The following is a 16,149-nucleotide window of genomic DNA, read 5'->3' on the forward strand; positions in this document are numbered from 1 at the left end:
GACAATACTGATTTATTCTGTACTTGAAAATTAGTTATTCTTTATTATTCCGTGGTGCTACTAAGGGCATATTTAGTAAAAAGGTTTATATTAAACCTATAAGCTATAAGCTATAGGACTAATAATACTTTTTTCAGAAAAAATATGCAAAGTAATGTTTCCTCAAAGCAAATACCGTTGGAGAAGCTGTTAAAGCATATCTTCACTATTGGCAGAATTACCCGCTACGATCAGCAGTTATTAATGTCAACACTCCTATCTAAAGAAGGTTTTAATGAAGAAGAAAGACAGCAGATCAGTCGAGTATTTGATGCTTTGCAACGAGGATTACTTAAAGTAGTAGATTGAAATTATCTATTTATCTACACATTCACTAAAAATATAGTTGTGTATAATTACACCAATATTCCGAAAATTAATTAACTTTCTTTAATCTGCAATCCCACAGACACTGGATCAAAGTTCTCAGGAAAATGTGTACTGCGATCGCAATCTGCTTTTTCCAGTTTCGCTCCCCGAATATCAGCTTCACGCAGATCAGCCGAAAATAATAAAGCACCACGCAAATTAGCATCTTGCAAATTAGCCTGATTGAGATTTGCAAAACTTAAATCACAACCTCTGAGATTCGCACCATTGAGATTAGCTTCACTCAAATCAGAGTAGCTGAGGTCAGATCCTTTCAGATCAACACCTTGCAAGTCAGCATCACCCAAGCTTGCCCCACTAAAATTGCGTTTCCCCTCTGCATACCTAGCTAACAGAGTCACAGCACTATTAATAATCTCTGGAGAATTTTTTTCTGACATAGAAACGCCTCACAGTTATGCTCATGATTTCTGTACACCACACCAATTAATCATCAAACTGCTAATCACCAAATTCACAGATAATCAAAAATCGGGATATTATTAGCTTTTCTTTATTTTTTATAATGATAATGCTTATTTTAATATCTCTTTCTTAATAACACCCATATTTACCGAGCATTTTATAATCATCACCTGACATCTGACGAATCCCCACCTTGGTAAAATCCTTTCCATAGCATCTTATAGAGAAGGTGGGGAGTTTCGCATTCAGTTAATTATTCTTCAGAACAGCCCTTAATTCCTTGAGCATCTTACCAGTTCTGATAAACTCTGGATCTTTTGCTAATCGTTCCAGTTCTTCAGGACTACTTTCCATTACAGTATTATTGTAATTAACAATAGCAGCATTCAGCATATTGATATCTACAATAGGACTTTCCCCATTTTCCATCAGTGATTTATTTTGAACTACAGCAAATAGCATATTTACATCTTGGTATTCCTCCAATATCTTGGTAGCAACTACATTCAATTCATCTTGAGTTTTTTGTGAAAACCTGAAACCGAAACCACTTCCGCCGAAACCTGTGAAACCGCTAATACTTCCTCGTATATTTCCCAGAAAGTTAAAAAAGGAACCTCCGGTAACAGGACCACTACCAGCATTTGCTTTCATGGGCGCGCCCACTAGACAACCAAACAAGGCCAAACTGAGAGCAAGAGAGAGTTGTTGTTTTTTCATGAGTCTTATTTGTGATGTAATTTCCGTATAATGCACTATCTAAAATCGAAAACCGTACCCTGCTGTTACCGCCAAACCCAAGCCAGTATCCAAATTATTGGTAACATCTGTAATAATAGCATTAATGACTATCTGTGTATCCTTGAAAGGGGCAAAAGACCCACCCACATTCAACGCACTCCCCGTCCAGCTACTTACCAGAGATGCTCCAGGAATCACCCTTAAACCTAAACCTCCAAAAAAATTAACACTATTGTCACCTGCCTCTATTGCACCTTTAGAACTAAAAGCACCAGTCCCAACACCTAGAGAAACAGTTAAAGGTAAGTTATTCTGAGGATTATCTGGTTGCAGTGCAAATGCTTGAGTGAAAACCCCATAGATAGTATCTTTAGCTAAAGTCACATCGCCCCATTTAATCGGATTTGACCAACCAATAGCTACAGATGTATTATCCCCTACATATCTATGTAGCTTAAAACCTACACCACCGCTATCGCCAAAATCAAAAGTCGGTCCACCACCCACACTGGTAATATTGATATTAACTTCCAATCCCACAGAATCAATGGGATTTCCCAACCCAAAACCAAGAGACAAAGAACCATCATTCCTATCTTTATCTTGATCTAGAGGAAAAAATAACCCACCGCCAATATAGGCTTGACCATAACTAGCACCATAAGCAGAAGGAGTCCCAGCAGTTGAAGAGGGAGCAGATTTTCGAGGTTCATCCTGACCGACTATGGGTTCAATTAAAAGTTCTTGGCGTAATTTATTAGTCTCGCCAAAACTGTCACCCACAGATGATGAAGAGTCTAGTTGTACCAGAACTTTACCTGGTTTATGCTGCCATAAATTGATATTTCCTTCTGCTTCCTGTTTTAAATACGAATCAGTATTAATAATTGCATAATCATCATTGCTTTTTAGCTTGTCCTGAGATTCCAGCAAAAAATTGTCTACAGGTAAAGAACTGCTGAATCTATTCTGCTTAACCTTAGTAGTCAAACCATCCCTTATAATCAGAACATTAGTCTTTTTAGATTCCAACAATCTTTGGCGTAAGCTAACATTTGGCTGTGAATTAAGTGGAGATGCTATAGAAGATATTATGAGGTTTTGAGATGCACCTAATTCCGGATCTGAATTTTCAGAAACGACATTATCCATAGCTGCTGCTGATTCAATTGAGAAACCCATAAACAGTAGAAGCAAAGTTATCAAGGTTGTCCCTAAATTCCAGAAAGCATACTTGACGCTAATAACTGGATAAATACCACTACCATTGATAATCCTTTGTATTTTTTCCATCAAAACATCCCCTGATTAAAATTTATTCCCGCAATATCTTTATACAAAACGTACTATATTAAAATAGTACATTTACTTAAATATCACTAATGCAGCCTAGTATACAGCTTAGTAGACATAGCTATACTAAGCCCACACTACATCTTAATATTTAATTTAGACTACCCACTGTATAATCAAAAACATCATAAATCAGCAAATTTTAACTATCTGCATAAAATCCTCTCAGAGATAAACAACATATTATATTAGTCAAAATTTCAGCAGATAGCACTAGTCTATCTACTGGCCAATCATCACACCTGTTGATAATAATCACTATTGATATTACCTTGATACCCATTAGCAACTACACCTAAAATATTGATAGGTGCGATTTTCAGGTCAGCCACTACTCGCTCCAACACAGAACGATCTGTTTTATCTATCCTTGCTACCATCAGAAGACCGTCTGTTTGAGAAGCTATCAAACTAGCATCAGCTAGTCCAACCATAGGAGGAGCATCATAAATAACTAAGTCAAAAGTGTCATGAAAATTGTTCATCAGCCCCTTCATTTTTTCTGATGACAGCAACTTTGCACAATCAGGCGGCTGCGGTCCAGCAGTAATAATAGATACAGCATTCATCTCAGGTAGTTGTCTAACTACTTTTTCAAATGGTAAATTTGAAGTAATTAAATTACTCAATCCCCAGAGGTTATTTAAATTTGATAAAACATGAACAGATGGTCGCCGCATATCGGCATCCACAAGTAATACTCGTTTCCCCATAGCTGCCGCTATTTGAGCTAAATGAAAAGCAATTGTAGATTTGCCGTCACCTGCCATAGCGGAAGTCAGAGTAATAGATTGTATTTCAGAATCAGAATTCAACAATTGAATATTTGTATAAAGCACCCGTAGGGATTCTATAAAATTTGTAGGATAGTTGTAATAGTTTGACCCCTCTGGATTAACTGAATCTGAAAACTCACTGATTGATTTTTCTGCTTGAATAGTGTCCAATTGTCCTCTTTGCAAGTCTTTACTGAAGGGAAGAGTGCCTAACAAAGGTAGCTGTAACCTTTCTTTGAGACTCCATGCATTGTGATAGGTGTTGTCGAGCTTATCAATGATCAAAGCTGCACCTATAGCCAAGAAGATACTGGCAGCTAATCCTACAATCACATCCCGCATCAGACTTGAAGACACAACAGGATTTGTTGGTTGCTCCGGTGCTTGAATCAATTGCCAAGCTACCTCTGTCTGAGAAAATTCAATTTGCAAATTTTCGCGGGTAGATAAAAAACGACTCAAACCTTCAGTGGCAATTTGTAATCTGCGTTGTATCTCAGTATATTCCCGGATTAAATTCGGTAATTGTTTACTCTGTTGTTCTAAGGCTTGCTGATTTTTTTGCAGTTCTTGCCTATTAACCTCTAAAGACCTCAACAAAGAAGCTGATTCTGCTCGCTTGGTTCGGATATATCGGTCTGATTCCTCCTGTATTAATGGTAGCAGTTGGTTTCGTCTTTCTTTTAATGTAATAATATTTGGGTTTTCGTCTTGCAAAAGAGTTGATGCACTGATAATTTCAATATCTAATTGACGCAATTCATTATTTAACTCTTGATACACAGGATAGCTATCCAATAATGTCTTAATACCATCTTCACTTTGCAAGAAAGCATTATTAGCACGAGCTTGGGCTAACTCTTGTTCCATTACTTGCTGTTTTTGAGTTAAATCAGAACTCTCTTCAGCAATTTGACCCGCAAGGGATTCCGGACTAATGAAATTATACTTTTGTTGGAAAATTTGCAATTCTCGCTGAATTTGATCTACTCGATTTTGGATGGATGGCAGTTCTCTATTAATATATTTTAGTCCTTGACCTAGACTAGTTTGCCGTTTTTCCTGGCTGTATTCTAAATAATCTTGAGAAATTTGCTCTAATACTGCTTTCGATTCTACCGGATCTTGACTACGATACCTGACTTCTAGAATCTTGGTTTGACCTACACGAACAATCCTTAAAGAATTACTCAAATAGTTATAGTTAATGTATGGGTAAACACCTTGTAATTTCTTAATACTATTTTGTATCAGTTCAGGACTTTTCAAGACTATAATTTGACTCTCATAATCCAAATTACCTTGATTAGATGACAATGGATTAACTTCTTTGACAATATCAACTACTTGATTCGAGTAATTAACAGGTTCAATCAGCATCTGAAATTTGCTTTCATATTCTGCTGGTTTAGGATTTAATATCAAGTTGATAGCTATACCTGTCATTAAAGTTGTCGCCACCCCAACAATCACTACTAGTCTGCGTTGTAGCAAACCCAGAAACTCTTGATAATTCCATTCTTCTTGTTCTTCATACCCTGGCATATTTAAATGTTGAATAAATGGACTTTTGGAATTTATATTCTGTTCGGGATTTGAAGGCTGATATACTTGATTCTTCATTTATTGATAAGATGATAAAATTTGGTATTAGTTTCTTAATACATACACCCATAAGAAGATATAAGTTCTGCTGGTAAAAATAATAGCATTAGCTTATATACTCGATAAATCTCTCATAAGTGAGGATATGTTCGGATTAGTGCTTAGGAAGTATCTTCCAAGGGGAAAAAGATTAATCAAGAACAGATAAGCACATATAAATTTTTACTTCACCACATCTAGGAACGCCATATAGTAAAGTATCTTATTATATCTTTAACGGAACTACCGTTATGTATATATCTTTTTATTATATGGCAATTTAATTCCAAGGTTGTAAATAGTATACTAGTAGTATCAGTGCATTAAAATATACGTTGATTTCAAACTCAGTATTTAAAAATAAAATATTTATGTACTCAATCCTTTGTGGAGTATATTACTGATTTAGTATAACACCTGATATTAGCTAGTTATAACTCAGGGGATTTTGATAATAGTTTCAAAAAATATATCGAAAATATACGTTTAATCCATGATTAATTTTCCAGCAAGCAGTCCAATAGGTATTATTTGTAACTCAAATATCAAAATTATGCTTCCGCCAATCATAGTAAAACTTCTATTTTTAGGCGAAAAATCATGGGATTTTGACTGAAGTACAGTGTAATCACATATCCATTTTAGGAAATCCAATACTTAATTTTATAGTAAAGGTACGGTTGCACAAATATTTGTTTTAAGTTTAACTTCGTACCGTAAGTTTTTCATGAAGAATACCGTACACGATGACAACAAAGTAATTTTAGGTTAGTATGAAATTTCCACAGTAGAATAACGTAGTTTGGGAAACTATACTTAGCTACCTTGGATGAGATAGTTGAACGGGTGCATAATTAACTTTAGGACTCACTACACAAGTTGCTGTTGCTGATTAATGGAGTGATTATCTTGTCTTGCTTGTATGATCGAGACTTTAATCATCTATCTTTATTTTTGATCGCAATGCTCACCTAATCTATTTAATATGCATCATTAACCCAGTCAACACTATCAAACACAAAAATTTCAGGGGATAAACGTAAAAATTGATTGATCCATGTCATTTATTAATGATTTAAGTAGTTCGGTGGATCACCAGAAAGATTTATTTACAATAAGATGATAGATGAAACTGAACAAATCGATTAATGGAAAAGTCATCTCGCCACCCATTTCTCTGGGAGCAGCAGATGAATATCACGATGCTCTCAAAGTCCAGCAATCAATTAAGTTATCTGTAGTTACACAGTTTTTTCCCCCAGATTATGCGGCTACAGGACAATTGATTGAGGAACTTGTCAAGCAATTAGAAGAGTATGGGGTGAATATTGAGGTTTTTACCAGTCAGCCTGGATATGCTTTTAGCTTAAATAAGGCTCCATATTTAGAACGTTTTGATCGGATTAAAATCCAGCGATCGCGTAGCGCCCAACTTTTTCCAGGGAGAATTCGCGGTAAACTGGTAAATGGTGTTTTGTACACCGTGCGTACTTTCCTCTATCTACTGAGAGGTTGGCGGCGCAACGATGTATTATTAGTAACAACTGCTCCACCATTCTTACCAATTGTAGGTTATTTAGCTAACCTTCTCTTCAAATTGCCTTATGTCTGCATAATATATGATCTTTACCCAGATATTGCCATTACCCTGGGTGTGGTATCTAAAAATCATTGGGTAGCAAAACTTTGGCAAGCCATTAATCAGCGAGTCTGGCTCAAGGCTAAAGGAATTGTAGTTTTGAGTCCTGAGATGAAACAGCGCGTTGTGGAATACTGTCCGCAGGTGGCTGATAAGGTTTCTATAATTCATAGCTGGGCTAACCCAGAATTGATTGTCCCCATAGCCAAAGAAGAAAACTGGTTTGCTTGGAAGTATGACTTAGTGAATAAATTCACTGTACTTTACTCTGGTAATATGGGCCGATGTCATGACATTGATACATTATTAAAAGCTGCTATAGAACTGCAACATGAGCCAGTACAGTTTGTTTGTATCGGTGGAGGGGCTAAACGCAAAGAATTAATTGCACAAGTCCATCAATTAGGGCTAAACAATTTTACATTTTTACCGTATCAAGATAAAGATGTTTTACCCTATTCTCTCACAGCTAGCGATTTGTCTTTAGTAAGTGTTAACCCATCTAGTGAAAGTTTAGTCTTACCTAGCAAGCTTTACTCAGCCTTAGCAACAGGTAGGCCATTGGCAGTAGTTTGTTCACCCTATTCCAGCTTAAGACAACTAATTAGTGAAGGAAAGTGTGGCGCAGCATTTGATCATGGTGATGGTCATGGGCTAGCGGAATTTATCCGCTTGCTGAGGCGTAATCAAGAACTAAGGAAACAGATGGGCAAAGCAGCCCGTCAGTATCTGCAATCAAACTTTACACCTAAAATTATCGCGCAACAATACCTTGAGGTTTTGCGTCAGGCATTGAATATTAGAGAGGTTTAAGGTCTTCAATGGATTTCAGTAGGAGTTGCAATTGTTAATTATTCAAACAAGTTTATACCTCAAAGTTACTTGCATATGCTATAAGTTAGGCAGTAAAAAGATTACCAACAACTTCCTATATGAATTCATGAATGATACCTTATCATAAGGTTAAAACACAAATTTTACTTAACAAAGTATCGACCAAGAATTTCGTACTTTCTCTAAATATAAATCACTAGTTTTTAGGAGTTGGGCTTCGATGGTCTATTTGATCTCAGTCCCTCCAAACGTAACCTTCCTTGTTAGTTGTATGTAGGAGGTCGAATTGCAGAAAAGGTGTGACCGAAATCGGAAACGTTCCAAACGTAGAGCTATATACTGTCCTATTCATAGCTGTTATCTAGATAGTGTGAGTAAAAAGTATAGACTTTTTGCTGATCAACCAGGTCAGTTACAGCAAAGGGGGTTAAGTCGGCGAGCTGCATCTTTATCAATAGCTAATCACACAGCAGTTCCCATACAAGGAGAGTGGTTAGAGGCTTTTTGGTGTGAACACTGCCAGCAAAAGAAGTGGTATTATGTGCGTCAGTCTGATGATGGCACATATAACATTTCCTTAGCACCCAGGGAACTATGGCAGCAGGTAACAGGAGTAATTGATCCTCATGGAAATCCTTCTGTGGGCGAGTTTACACGGATGAATGCCAAACAGCTAAGTTCTCATGCCCTCAATTCTTTTTATTGTCTATGAATATTCAAAAAAGTGTTCCCCAGCAAGAGTTAATAATTGAAGCTGGACGGGCAGAAAAACAGTATTGGCAAGATTTATGGCGCTATAGAGAACTATTTTATTTTCTAGCTTGGCGTGACATTTTAGTCAGATATAAGCAAACAGCAATTGGTATTGTTTGGGCATTAATTCGTCCCTTTCTGACGATGATAGTGTTTACCATCATATTTGGTCGCATAGCCAATTTACCATCAGAGGGTGCGCCTTATCCCATTCTCGTATTTTCAGCAATGTTGCCTTGGCAGTTTTTCGCTAATTCCCTTTCAGAGTGCAGCAATAGTTTGATAGCCAATGCCAACTTACTCTCTAAGGTATATTTTCCCAGGTTAATAGTACCGACAAGTGCAGTGGTTGTTAGCTTTGTAGACTTTATGATTTCGGGAATAATTTTATTGGGGTTAATGGCATGGTATAACTTTGTTCCTACTTGGCGAATTTTGACGCTACCTTTATTTATTGGTATTGCCTTTGCTGCTTCTATAGGAGCAGGATTATGGTTAGCTTCTTTGAATGTTCAATATCGAGATTTTCGGTTTATTGTCCCGTTTATTGTCCAGTTTGGTTTGTATATTTCCCCTGTGGGATTCAGTAGTACTGTAGTTCCCGAAGAATGGAGATTTATTTACTCATTAAATCCCATTGTCGGGGTAATTGATGGTTTCCGTTGGGCTATTTTAGGTGGAGAATCACAGTTATATTTACCAGGTTTTCTGCTGTCTTTGGGACTCGTAGCTCTACTATTAATTAGTGGTATTTGGTATTTCCGTAAAATGGAAAGAAAGTTTGCAGATGTAATTTAGTAGGGTTAAGATAATTACATACTTTTGGGTTCTCAAGGTTTTATGTCTGAGTCATCTCTCTACGAAACAGATTTTTTAGCTTGGATAAGTCAGCAGCACTTAGCTTTAGCTAGTCGAGATGTAACAGCTTTAGACTGGGAAAATCTGGCAGAAGAGTTAGATTCTATGGGGATTAGAGAAAAAAATGAGTTAAAAAATCGCTTAGTGGTTTTACTAGCTCATTTACTCAAGTGGCAACATCAGCCTACAAAACGTTCTATAAGTTGGTTTACCACTATTGCTAACCAACGGGATGACTTACAAGATTTACTAGCAGAAAAACCTAGTTTACAGCAATATATTCCCGCTATTTTACCCAAAGCTTATCGTAATGCTCGACGGGAAGCCTCAGCAGAAACAGGATTAAGTTTAGCTACTTTTTTAGATACTTGTCCTTATAGCATCGCCGAAATATTAAATCCTGCGTTTTTGTGTAACACTACAGATGATTTTGCCAAAGCGATGGATAGCAAATAAATTTAGACGTGATGTTAAAGGCTTTAGGTGCATATAATTCCCTAATACACAGAAAAAGTAATATTAAAAACTAATTTGTAATTAAGATTAAAAATGTCTGATACAGTAATTCGCGTTGAGAATCTGGGTAAAAAATACATTATTGGTCATCAAAAGCAGGAAAGCTATACTTCTCTGCGGGATGTTATTACTGATAAGGTTAAATCCTTTGGTAGTTTAATAAATCCTAAAGCTAAGAATGAAAATCCTGCTTTTGAGGAATTTTGGGCTTTGAAGGATGTATCTTTTGAGATTAAACAAGGTGATAGAGTAGGAATTATTGGCCGGAATGGTGCGGGTAAATCAACGCTGTTAAAAATTCTTAGCCGCATTACTGAACCAACCCAAGGAAACATCAAAATTAAGGGCAGGGTTGCCAGTTTATTAGAGGTAGGTACGGGGTTTCATCCAGAGTTGACAGGACGAGAGAATATATTTCTCAATGGTGCAATTTTGGGTATGGGTAAGGAGGAGATTAAACGTAAGTTTGATGAAATTGTGGCATTTGCGGAGGTAGAGAAATTTCTGGATACACCTGTGAAGCGGTATTCATCGGGGATGTATGTGCGGTTGGCCTTTGCGGTGGCGGCGCATTTAGAGCCTGAGATTTTGATTGTGGATGAAGTGCTGGCGGTGGGGGATGCTGCATTTCAGAAAAAGTGTTTGGGGAAGATGGAGGATGTGGGAAAGGAGGGAAGGACGGTTTTGTTTGTTAGTCACAATATGAGTGCAATCCAGTCATTGTGCAAACGTTGTATAGTATTTCAATCAGGTCACTTGGCTCTAGATAGTGAACCATTAGCTGGAGTGCAGTTTTACTTACAAGGTGCGAAAGCTTCAAGTTCATTCAAGAGAGCTATCAAAAACAATAAGAAACCTATAATTGTGTCAGCAGAAATTTCACTAACTGATACTTATTCAATCTCTCAAGTTAAGATAGATGCTGAAGTTTTTTCCCCAAGTCAAATACTAACAAGTTTAGATTTACATCTAAAAGATAGGTTTGGTAATCCAGTTGGTTTTGGCTCGTTGGGAGCATTAAAATCCAACGAATTAATCTCTCTCAGAGAAGGACAAAACTATATTTCTTTCATGTTCAGTATTGATCATCTCGCGGTCGGTTCATACTTTGTTGGACTAGACTTAACCCTCCCCAATGTTGAGTATTATGACCGTGTCGAAGACTGCCTTGAATTTCAAGTTACACGACCTTCAACTCATGCAGGTATTCGCTTCCTCGAGCAGTCATGGATGTATGGCTCACTGGAAATAGGACTGAATTTAAGTCAATTAAATTAATCACAATGAGGATACTATGTTTTTATTTACTAAATTAGTATTACGTGCGAAAAGATATCTATATAAATTTTTAGGCATACCTTATAATGAAATACAAAATTTACTAAAAGGCTATCTAAAGGTAGGAGCGCCAATATCGCTAATAGATATTGGCGCTCATGATGGAAATTTCACCAAAGCTGTTGAGAGGTCTTGTGGAATTTCTAGATGCTTATTGGTTGAACCATTACCTCATAAAGCCTCCGCCTTGAGGAAAATATTCATTGACCCAAAATATGATGTTGTAGAATCAGTTTTATCCCAATCTCCAGGGTATATTAACTTTGAAGTTAACGAATCAGAAGCAACCTCATCTATTCTTAAAATAAAACAACAAATGCCTGAACTAGCTGAGGTTAAATTATCCAAATCTGAGATAATTCAATGTAAATCTCAGACCTTAGATAATATAGTCATTAGCTACAATATTAAGTCTATTGATTTAATAAAAATCGATGTACAAGGAAGTGAACACTTGGTTTTGATGTCTGGGAAAAAGGCTTTAGAAATCACCAAATTTATTTGGATTGAAGTGTCTTTTAAACCTCTTTATGATGGATCTTCGGTTTTTTCGGAAATTTATTCTTTGTTAGAAAATTTAGATTTTCGTTTAATGGAATTAAGTCCTGGGTTTCGTGGACCGGGAGGAGAACTCTTACAAGCAGATGCTTTGTTTGCCAAATTGTAAATACAAAAGCTCTATACGTCCATATCATGAAAATAATGATCATTAAGAAAATTTTTACCAAATTAAAATACTTGGTAGCAAAAAAATCATTTGTTTATTTTGATACAAAAGTTTTTTTTCCAAAAAACTCAATTATTTATCAGAAGTATTTAACTGAAGGAGTTTATGAAAAAGAGAATATTAAAATTATTATAAATTTATTATCAGACAACAGCTTTTATTTCGACATTGGAGCTAATATTGGATTGATGGCTATACCAATTCTAAAAAAAGTTGATTCCTGTACTGTTGTATCTTTTGAACCTTCCCCTAATTCTGTAAGTTACTTAAAACGAACCTTAAAAGGTAGCTTGTTTACAAATCGCTGGTTTTTGATAGAAAAAGCTGTAGGTGCAGAAATGGGAGAGTTAGAATTTTGTTTCTCTTTTAAGAATCTGGGAGCTTATGATGGATTTCGCAATACGAATAGGATGCCTATAACTGGTAAGACTACAGTTCCTGTCACCACTATAGATTTAGAATGGAAAAATCGAGAAAAGCCAAAAGTTTCGGTTATTAAAATAGATGTTGAAGGTGCTGAGATGGAAGTTTTGAAAGGAGCAATTCAATGTATTCAGCAGGAAAAGCCTAGTATTTTGATAGAGTGGAATATGAAAAACTTACAAGCTTATAATTCTAACCCTGAAGAGCTTGTTTATTTTGCTGATAAATATAATTATCAAGTTTATAGTATTCCAGATTTTAATTTAGTTAATAGTCCAAATCAATTACTTAAAAGTATGGAACATACAGAGAGCTTTTTACTCTGTAACCCAGCTATTCTAGACAGAAAATTATTAATCACCTAAGTGTACCTGATTTAGTTCGTCCTGGAATTACGGGTTACTTAGCTCAACCAGAAGATACGCAAGATTTTTGTAATGGGATTACCCAATTACTAGAAGATGAGCATTTACGGAAAACAATGAGTGAAAATTGTCGGGCGTAGGCGTAGCCCGTCGTAGACATCGCTCTTGAAGAATACACCTTAGAACTGCAAGCAAAGCGGTACATTGAACTATATGAACAGGTATTGCGGTAACGTGCGCTTGCTCAAGGTGTTAAATACTGAAAATCGCTGCAATCATCATTTAGGATATACTGGTTGTATATCCCTTAATAGAGGTGTGTTATGAGCAGTGTACAGACCAATGTTTTTAGAACGAATAAAACTCAAGCTGTTCGTTTACCCAAAATCGTGGAATTGCCAGAAACCGTAAAAAAAGTAACCATTATTGCGGTGGGTAACATCCGCATAATTACCCCAGCCGGGGAATCTTGGGACACTTGGTTTGATAACTATAATGTTTCATCAGACTTCATGACCTCTCGTGAACAGCCAGAAGAGCAAATTCGGGAGTCTTTTTGAAGTTTGTTGAAAGGATGCTCAAGTATATGCTTGATACAAACATCGTGATCTACACGATGAAAAATAAACCGGCGCAAGTGCGAGCCTTGTTTAAGAAACATGATGGACAGATGTGTATCTCTACTGTCACCCTTGGCGAACTTATTTTTGGTGCAGAACGATCTGCTGTTACAGAGCAAAACTTACTGACCATTGAAAACTTGGTAGCCCGCATGGAAGTTGAACCTTTTGAAGCTAAAGCAGCCGCTCATTTTGGACAAATTAAAGCGGAACTCACAAAGCTTGGCACTCCTATCGGACCCTATGACACAATGATTGCTGGCCATGCACGTTCGCTGGGATTAATTTTAGTCACGAATAATATCAAGGAGTTTGGACGAGTTGCGGGACTGAGACTTGAAAATTGGGTGAATTAAGGACGTGCTTTCAATCTCATTTGTTGGTTGAGCTTGTTACAAGAAGGTATGGCTTGTGGTACACCAATGGTTTCCTTCAAAATTGGTGGTGTACCTGATTTAGTCCGTCCAGGAATAACTGGTTACTTAGCTCAACCAGAAGATACGCAAGATTTTTCTGATGGTATTGTGCTACTGGAAGATAAAGCATTACGAAAAAAAGATGAGTGAAAATTGTCGAGATATAGCCCTTAAAGAATATTCTCTTGACTTACAGGCTCAACGGTATATGCAATTATATCAGCAGGTTATTAAATGAAAAAAATTATTCAAGCTATTCCCTTTGAGTTAAAACTTCAACTCAGAAACTTGGGTTGGCAAAGAGTATCTTACTCAATTTTAGACCACATTGTTCATTATTTAAATACTGATTTTCTTAAACCTACAGAATCAGATCATCTCATTTTACCCGACGATGATTTATCAGCAAAACAGCGATGTTATGAGTTAACAACCTATAGTCCCTATCGTCATCAAGAATTTGTCATAGAAATCAAAGAACCTACAATTATAGAACCATTAATGGGAGGGGTAATTGCGAGAACAAATGCAATCATTGAAGAATGCTATGCTTTACCCACAGGACAAACTGTAGCCCTTCCTTATTTACCATTAGCTTTTCATAAAATAAATCAGTCAAATATTCATTTTGAAAAAGCTATTTTACTTCGACATCCTTGGGGAGACAATAACTATTTTCACTTTTATAATGACACCTTACCCAAAATGAGTTTATTATCAGATTTAAACTTATTTTCTGATTTACCTATAATTGTTTGCCAAAAACTTTATAAATCTTCTTATTTTCAAACTGCTATTAAATTAGCAAATCTTCAAGATCGCTCTTGGATTATTCAAGACAAAGAATATATTAAGATTAACCAGTTAATTTGTATCAGATCCCATGAATTAACAAAACAAGGTATATTCAGAAATTTGCGTTTATTAAATTTTGACACAAGTAGTCCTAGAGAAAATAAAAAGATACTTCTTTTACGTCCACCTAATACTCAAAGAAGCCTTTCTAATCGTGACGAAGTTATAAAAATGTGTCTTAATTTAGGATTTGAGTGTGTTGATTGTAGTAAACTATCTTTGGAAGATCAAATAAATACCTTTGCTAATGCTAGATATATAGTTGGGGAGCATGGCGCAGCTTTTGCAAACATTATTTATCGTTATGGAAAACCTTTAGATGTGATCGAAATTTTTCCTCCTGAACATATTTCCACCTGCTATTTTGTAATTTCTCAATGTTTAGGCTTTAATCATGATGTTCATAGATGTTATGTTGGATCTAAGGAATCTTATGAGATAGAGACAACTGAGCTTGAGAAAAAGTTAAAACAAATTTTATTCGCAAATTAATTTATTGGGGTTTTAGTCTAATGAAATTAACATTAAAAACAGGTATATCCCAAGTTTTACGTCGAGAATTAACAACTTGGCGAGAAATTTGTCAAGACAGTGAAATTTCTTTAGGGGAAAAAATATATAAAAGCTGGCGACAAATAATTAGTTATGCTTACAATCTCTACTGGCGCATGGGTAATGAGTGTGAACAGTGGATTAGGATAGTAATGAACCAGGAAACAAAAAAACTGGTTGAAAGTATCAATCCATTAGAATTAAAGGTTTTAGAAATATCTGGTAAACAATGGCAAGATTTTAGCTTTCACTCTTATAAAAGCTTAAGTTATCCAGATTTAGATATCTGTAGTCAAAAATTAGATGAAACCTTTGATTTAGTGATAGCAGAACAGGTTTTTGAACATTTACTATGGCCTTACCGTGCTGGACGTAATATTTATGAGATGGTTCAACCAGGAGGTTACTTTTTAATCACAGTACCATTTTTAATCAGAGTACATCACTGTCCAGTTGATTGTACGCGCTGGACAGAAACTGGATTAAAATACTTTTTGGCTGAATGTGGATTTCCTCTCGAACATATTCAAACTGGCTCTTGGGGAAATAGGCAATGTTTACGTTCTCATGCTGAAAATGGTATTTGTGAATATTATGTTAAATATTGGCATAGTCTGAAAAATGAAGAGCTATATCCTGCAAGTATTTGGGCTTTAGCCAAAAAATAGCAGTTTTCTTTCATTAATTTATTAGGAGATTTTTCTTATGATGAGTAGAACAAGTAGATTTTATATAGAAAATTTACTCAGAAGTAAACCTGAATGGAATGTTCTTGATAGTAACCGTTCAGGGGGGGGTGGAAGAGCGATCGCCAAAGGAGGGGCTGAGTCCTGCGGATATGCTTGTGCGTTCGCCCATCGCTAAAAATTCTCCCCAAAATCTGATAAATTAAGTGATATGGAAGA

General features: G+C 36.1%; 16 protein-coding genes and 2 pseudogenes. 14 read left to right on the forward strand and 4 right to left on the reverse strand.

The genetic code is table 11. The features are described from left to right. The first annotated feature begins 144 nt into the window (after positions 1–144). Positions 145–348: a hypothetical protein gene (locus tag VB620_RS07165; protein ID WP_323195448.1), complete on the forward strand. Its 204-nt coding sequence runs from the start codon at positions 145–147 to the stop codon at positions 346–348. A gap of 71 nt (positions 349–419) precedes the next feature. Here VB620_RS07165 and VB620_RS07170 read toward each other — a convergent pair whose 3' ends face one another. The 4 genes from VB620_RS07170 to VB620_RS07185 all read right to left on the reverse strand — a co-directional run bounded on the left by VB620_RS07170 (position 420) and on the right by VB620_RS07185 (position 5,327). Further along, the gene (locus tag VB620_RS07170) at positions 420–809 is read right to left on the reverse strand and encodes a pentapeptide repeat-containing protein (RefSeq protein ID WP_323195449.1); all 390 of its coding nucleotides are present in this window, start codon (positions 807–809) and stop codon (positions 420–422) included. A 274-nt stretch (positions 810–1,083) separates the two neighbouring features. Beyond that, positions 1,084–1,554, reverse strand: coding sequence for a hypothetical protein (locus tag VB620_RS07175; protein WP_323195450.1), 471 nt, complete (start codon positions 1,552–1,554; stop codon positions 1,084–1,086). Positions 1,555–1,593: 39 nt separating this feature from the next. Further along, the gene (locus VB620_RS07180; RefSeq protein WP_323195451.1) at positions 1,594–2,868 is read right to left on the reverse strand and encodes a hypothetical protein; all 1,275 of its coding nucleotides are present in this window, start codon (positions 2,866–2,868) and stop codon (positions 1,594–1,596) included. Positions 2,869–3,164: 296 nt separating this feature from the next. Then, complete coding sequence (locus tag VB620_RS07185; protein WP_323195452.1) at positions 3,165–5,327, reverse strand: GumC family protein; 2,163 nt, start codon at positions 5,325–5,327, stop codon at positions 3,165–3,167. Positions 5,328–6,474: 1,147 nt separating this feature from the next. Here VB620_RS07185 and VB620_RS07190 point away from each other — a divergent pair. The 13 genes and pseudogenes from VB620_RS07190 to VB620_RS07250 all read left to right on the forward strand — a co-directional run bounded on the left by VB620_RS07190 (position 6,475) and on the right by VB620_RS07250 (position 15,912). Continuing rightward, positions 6,475–7,800, forward strand: coding sequence for a glycosyltransferase family 4 protein (locus VB620_RS07190; RefSeq protein ID WP_323195453.1), 1,326 nt, complete (start codon positions 6,475–6,477; stop codon positions 7,798–7,800). Between the two features lie 307 nt (positions 7,801–8,107). Beyond that, on the forward strand, positions 8,108–8,533 hold the full coding sequence (locus VB620_RS07195; protein ID WP_323195454.1) for a hypothetical protein: 426 nt from the start codon (positions 8,108–8,110) through the stop codon (positions 8,531–8,533). Beyond that, on the forward strand, positions 8,530–9,372 hold the full coding sequence (locus VB620_RS07200; RefSeq protein ID WP_323195455.1) for an ABC transporter permease: 843 nt from the start codon (positions 8,530–8,532) through the stop codon (positions 9,370–9,372). Before VB620_RS07195 ends, VB620_RS07200 begins: the two co-directional genes overlap by 4 nt. 42 nt (positions 9,373–9,414) lie before the next feature. Then, positions 9,415–9,888 carry a DUF29 domain-containing protein gene (locus VB620_RS07205; RefSeq protein ID WP_323195456.1) on the forward strand — a complete coding sequence of 158 codons (474 nt, stop codon included), beginning with the start codon at positions 9,415–9,417 and terminating at the stop codon, positions 9,886–9,888. Positions 9,889–9,981: 93 nt separating this feature from the next. Beyond that, positions 9,982–11,226: an ABC transporter ATP-binding protein gene (locus tag VB620_RS07210; protein ID WP_323195457.1), complete on the forward strand. Its 1,245-nt coding sequence runs from the start codon at positions 9,982–9,984 to the stop codon at positions 11,224–11,226. Between the two features lie 16 nt (positions 11,227–11,242). Then, the gene (locus tag VB620_RS07215; protein WP_323195458.1) at positions 11,243–11,953 is read left to right on the forward strand and encodes an FkbM family methyltransferase; all 711 of its coding nucleotides are present in this window, start codon (positions 11,243–11,245) and stop codon (positions 11,951–11,953) included. A 35-nt stretch (positions 11,954–11,988) separates the two neighbouring features. After that, positions 11,989–12,801, forward strand: coding sequence for an FkbM family methyltransferase (locus VB620_RS07220; RefSeq protein ID WP_323195459.1), 813 nt, complete (start codon positions 11,989–11,991; stop codon positions 12,799–12,801). Positions 12,802–12,803: 2 nt separating this feature from the next. After that, positions 12,804–13,034 (forward strand): annotated as a pseudogene (locus tag VB620_RS07225) (glycosyl transferase); the annotation flags it as partial. Between the two features lie 90 nt (positions 13,035–13,124). Continuing rightward, positions 13,125–13,361, forward strand: coding sequence for a type II toxin-antitoxin system VapB family antitoxin (gene vapB / locus VB620_RS07230; protein WP_323195460.1), 237 nt, complete (start codon positions 13,125–13,127; stop codon positions 13,359–13,361). Further along, positions 13,358–13,777 (forward strand): type II toxin-antitoxin system tRNA(fMet)-specific endonuclease VapC, encoded by a 420-nt coding sequence (gene vapC / locus VB620_RS07235; RefSeq protein WP_323195461.1) that lies wholly within the window; start codon positions 13,358–13,360, stop codon positions 13,775–13,777. The genes vapB and vapC overlap by 4 nt, the downstream gene beginning before the upstream one ends. A 33-nt stretch (positions 13,778–13,810) precedes the next feature. Then, positions 13,811–14,075 (forward strand): annotated as a pseudogene (locus VB620_RS07240) (glycosyltransferase); the annotation flags it as partial. Next, positions 14,072–15,184 carry a glycosyltransferase family 61 protein gene (locus VB620_RS07245; RefSeq protein WP_323195462.1) on the forward strand — a complete coding sequence of 371 codons (1,113 nt, stop codon included), beginning with the start codon at positions 14,072–14,074 and terminating at the stop codon, positions 15,182–15,184. The pseudogene VB620_RS07240 and the gene VB620_RS07245, both read left to right, overlap by 4 nt. Before the next feature lie 20 nt (positions 15,185–15,204). Beyond that, entirely contained in the window at positions 15,205–15,912 is a 708-nt protein-coding gene (locus VB620_RS07250; RefSeq protein ID WP_323195463.1) for a methyltransferase domain-containing protein, read from the forward strand. Positions 15,913–16,149: the final 237 nt, after the last annotated feature.

Origin of the sequence: Nodularia harveyana UHCC-0300 (genome assembly GCF_034931085.1) — a bacterium.
Classification (GTDB): domain Bacteria; phylum Cyanobacteriota; class Cyanobacteriia; order Cyanobacteriales; family Nostocaceae; genus Nodularia; species Nodularia harveyana.

Coding starts and splice junctions, on each gene's coding strand:
- VB620_RS07165 (WP_323195448.1), top strand. CDS start 145: ATGCAAAGTAATGTTTCCTCAAAGCAAATACCGTTGGAGAAGCTGTTA.
- VB620_RS07170 (WP_323195449.1), bottom strand. CDS start 809: ATGTCAGAAAAAAATTCTCCAGAGATTATTAATAGTGCTGTGACTCTG.
- VB620_RS07175 (WP_323195450.1), bottom strand. CDS start 1,554: ATGAAAAAACAACAACTCTCTCTTGCTCTCAGTTTGGCCTTGTTTGGT.
- VB620_RS07180 (WP_323195451.1), bottom strand. CDS start 2,868: ATGGAAAAAATACAAAGGATTATCAATGGTAGTGGTATTTATCCAGTT.
- VB620_RS07185 (WP_323195452.1), bottom strand. CDS start 5,327: ATGAAGAATCAAGTATATCAGCCTTCAAATCCCGAACAGAATATAAAT.
- VB620_RS07190 (WP_323195453.1), top strand. CDS start 6,475: ATGAAACTGAACAAATCGATTAATGGAAAAGTCATCTCGCCACCCATT.
- VB620_RS07200 (WP_323195455.1), top strand. CDS start 8,530: ATGAATATTCAAAAAAGTGTTCCCCAGCAAGAGTTAATAATTGAAGCT.
- VB620_RS07205 (WP_323195456.1), top strand. CDS start 9,415: ATGTCTGAGTCATCTCTCTACGAAACAGATTTTTTAGCTTGGATAAGT.
- VB620_RS07210 (WP_323195457.1), top strand. CDS start 9,982: ATGTCTGATACAGTAATTCGCGTTGAGAATCTGGGTAAAAAATACATT.
- VB620_RS07215 (WP_323195458.1), top strand. CDS start 11,243: ATGTTTTTATTTACTAAATTAGTATTACGTGCGAAAAGATATCTATAT.
- VB620_RS07220 (WP_323195459.1), top strand. CDS start 11,989: ATGATCATTAAGAAAATTTTTACCAAATTAAAATACTTGGTAGCAAAA.
- vapB (WP_323195460.1), top strand. CDS start 13,125: ATGAGCAGTGTACAGACCAATGTTTTTAGAACGAATAAAACTCAAGCT.
- VB620_RS07245 (WP_323195462.1), top strand. CDS start 14,072: ATGAAAAAAATTATTCAAGCTATTCCCTTTGAGTTAAAACTTCAACTC.
- VB620_RS07250 (WP_323195463.1), top strand. CDS start 15,205: ATGAAATTAACATTAAAAACAGGTATATCCCAAGTTTTACGTCGAGAA.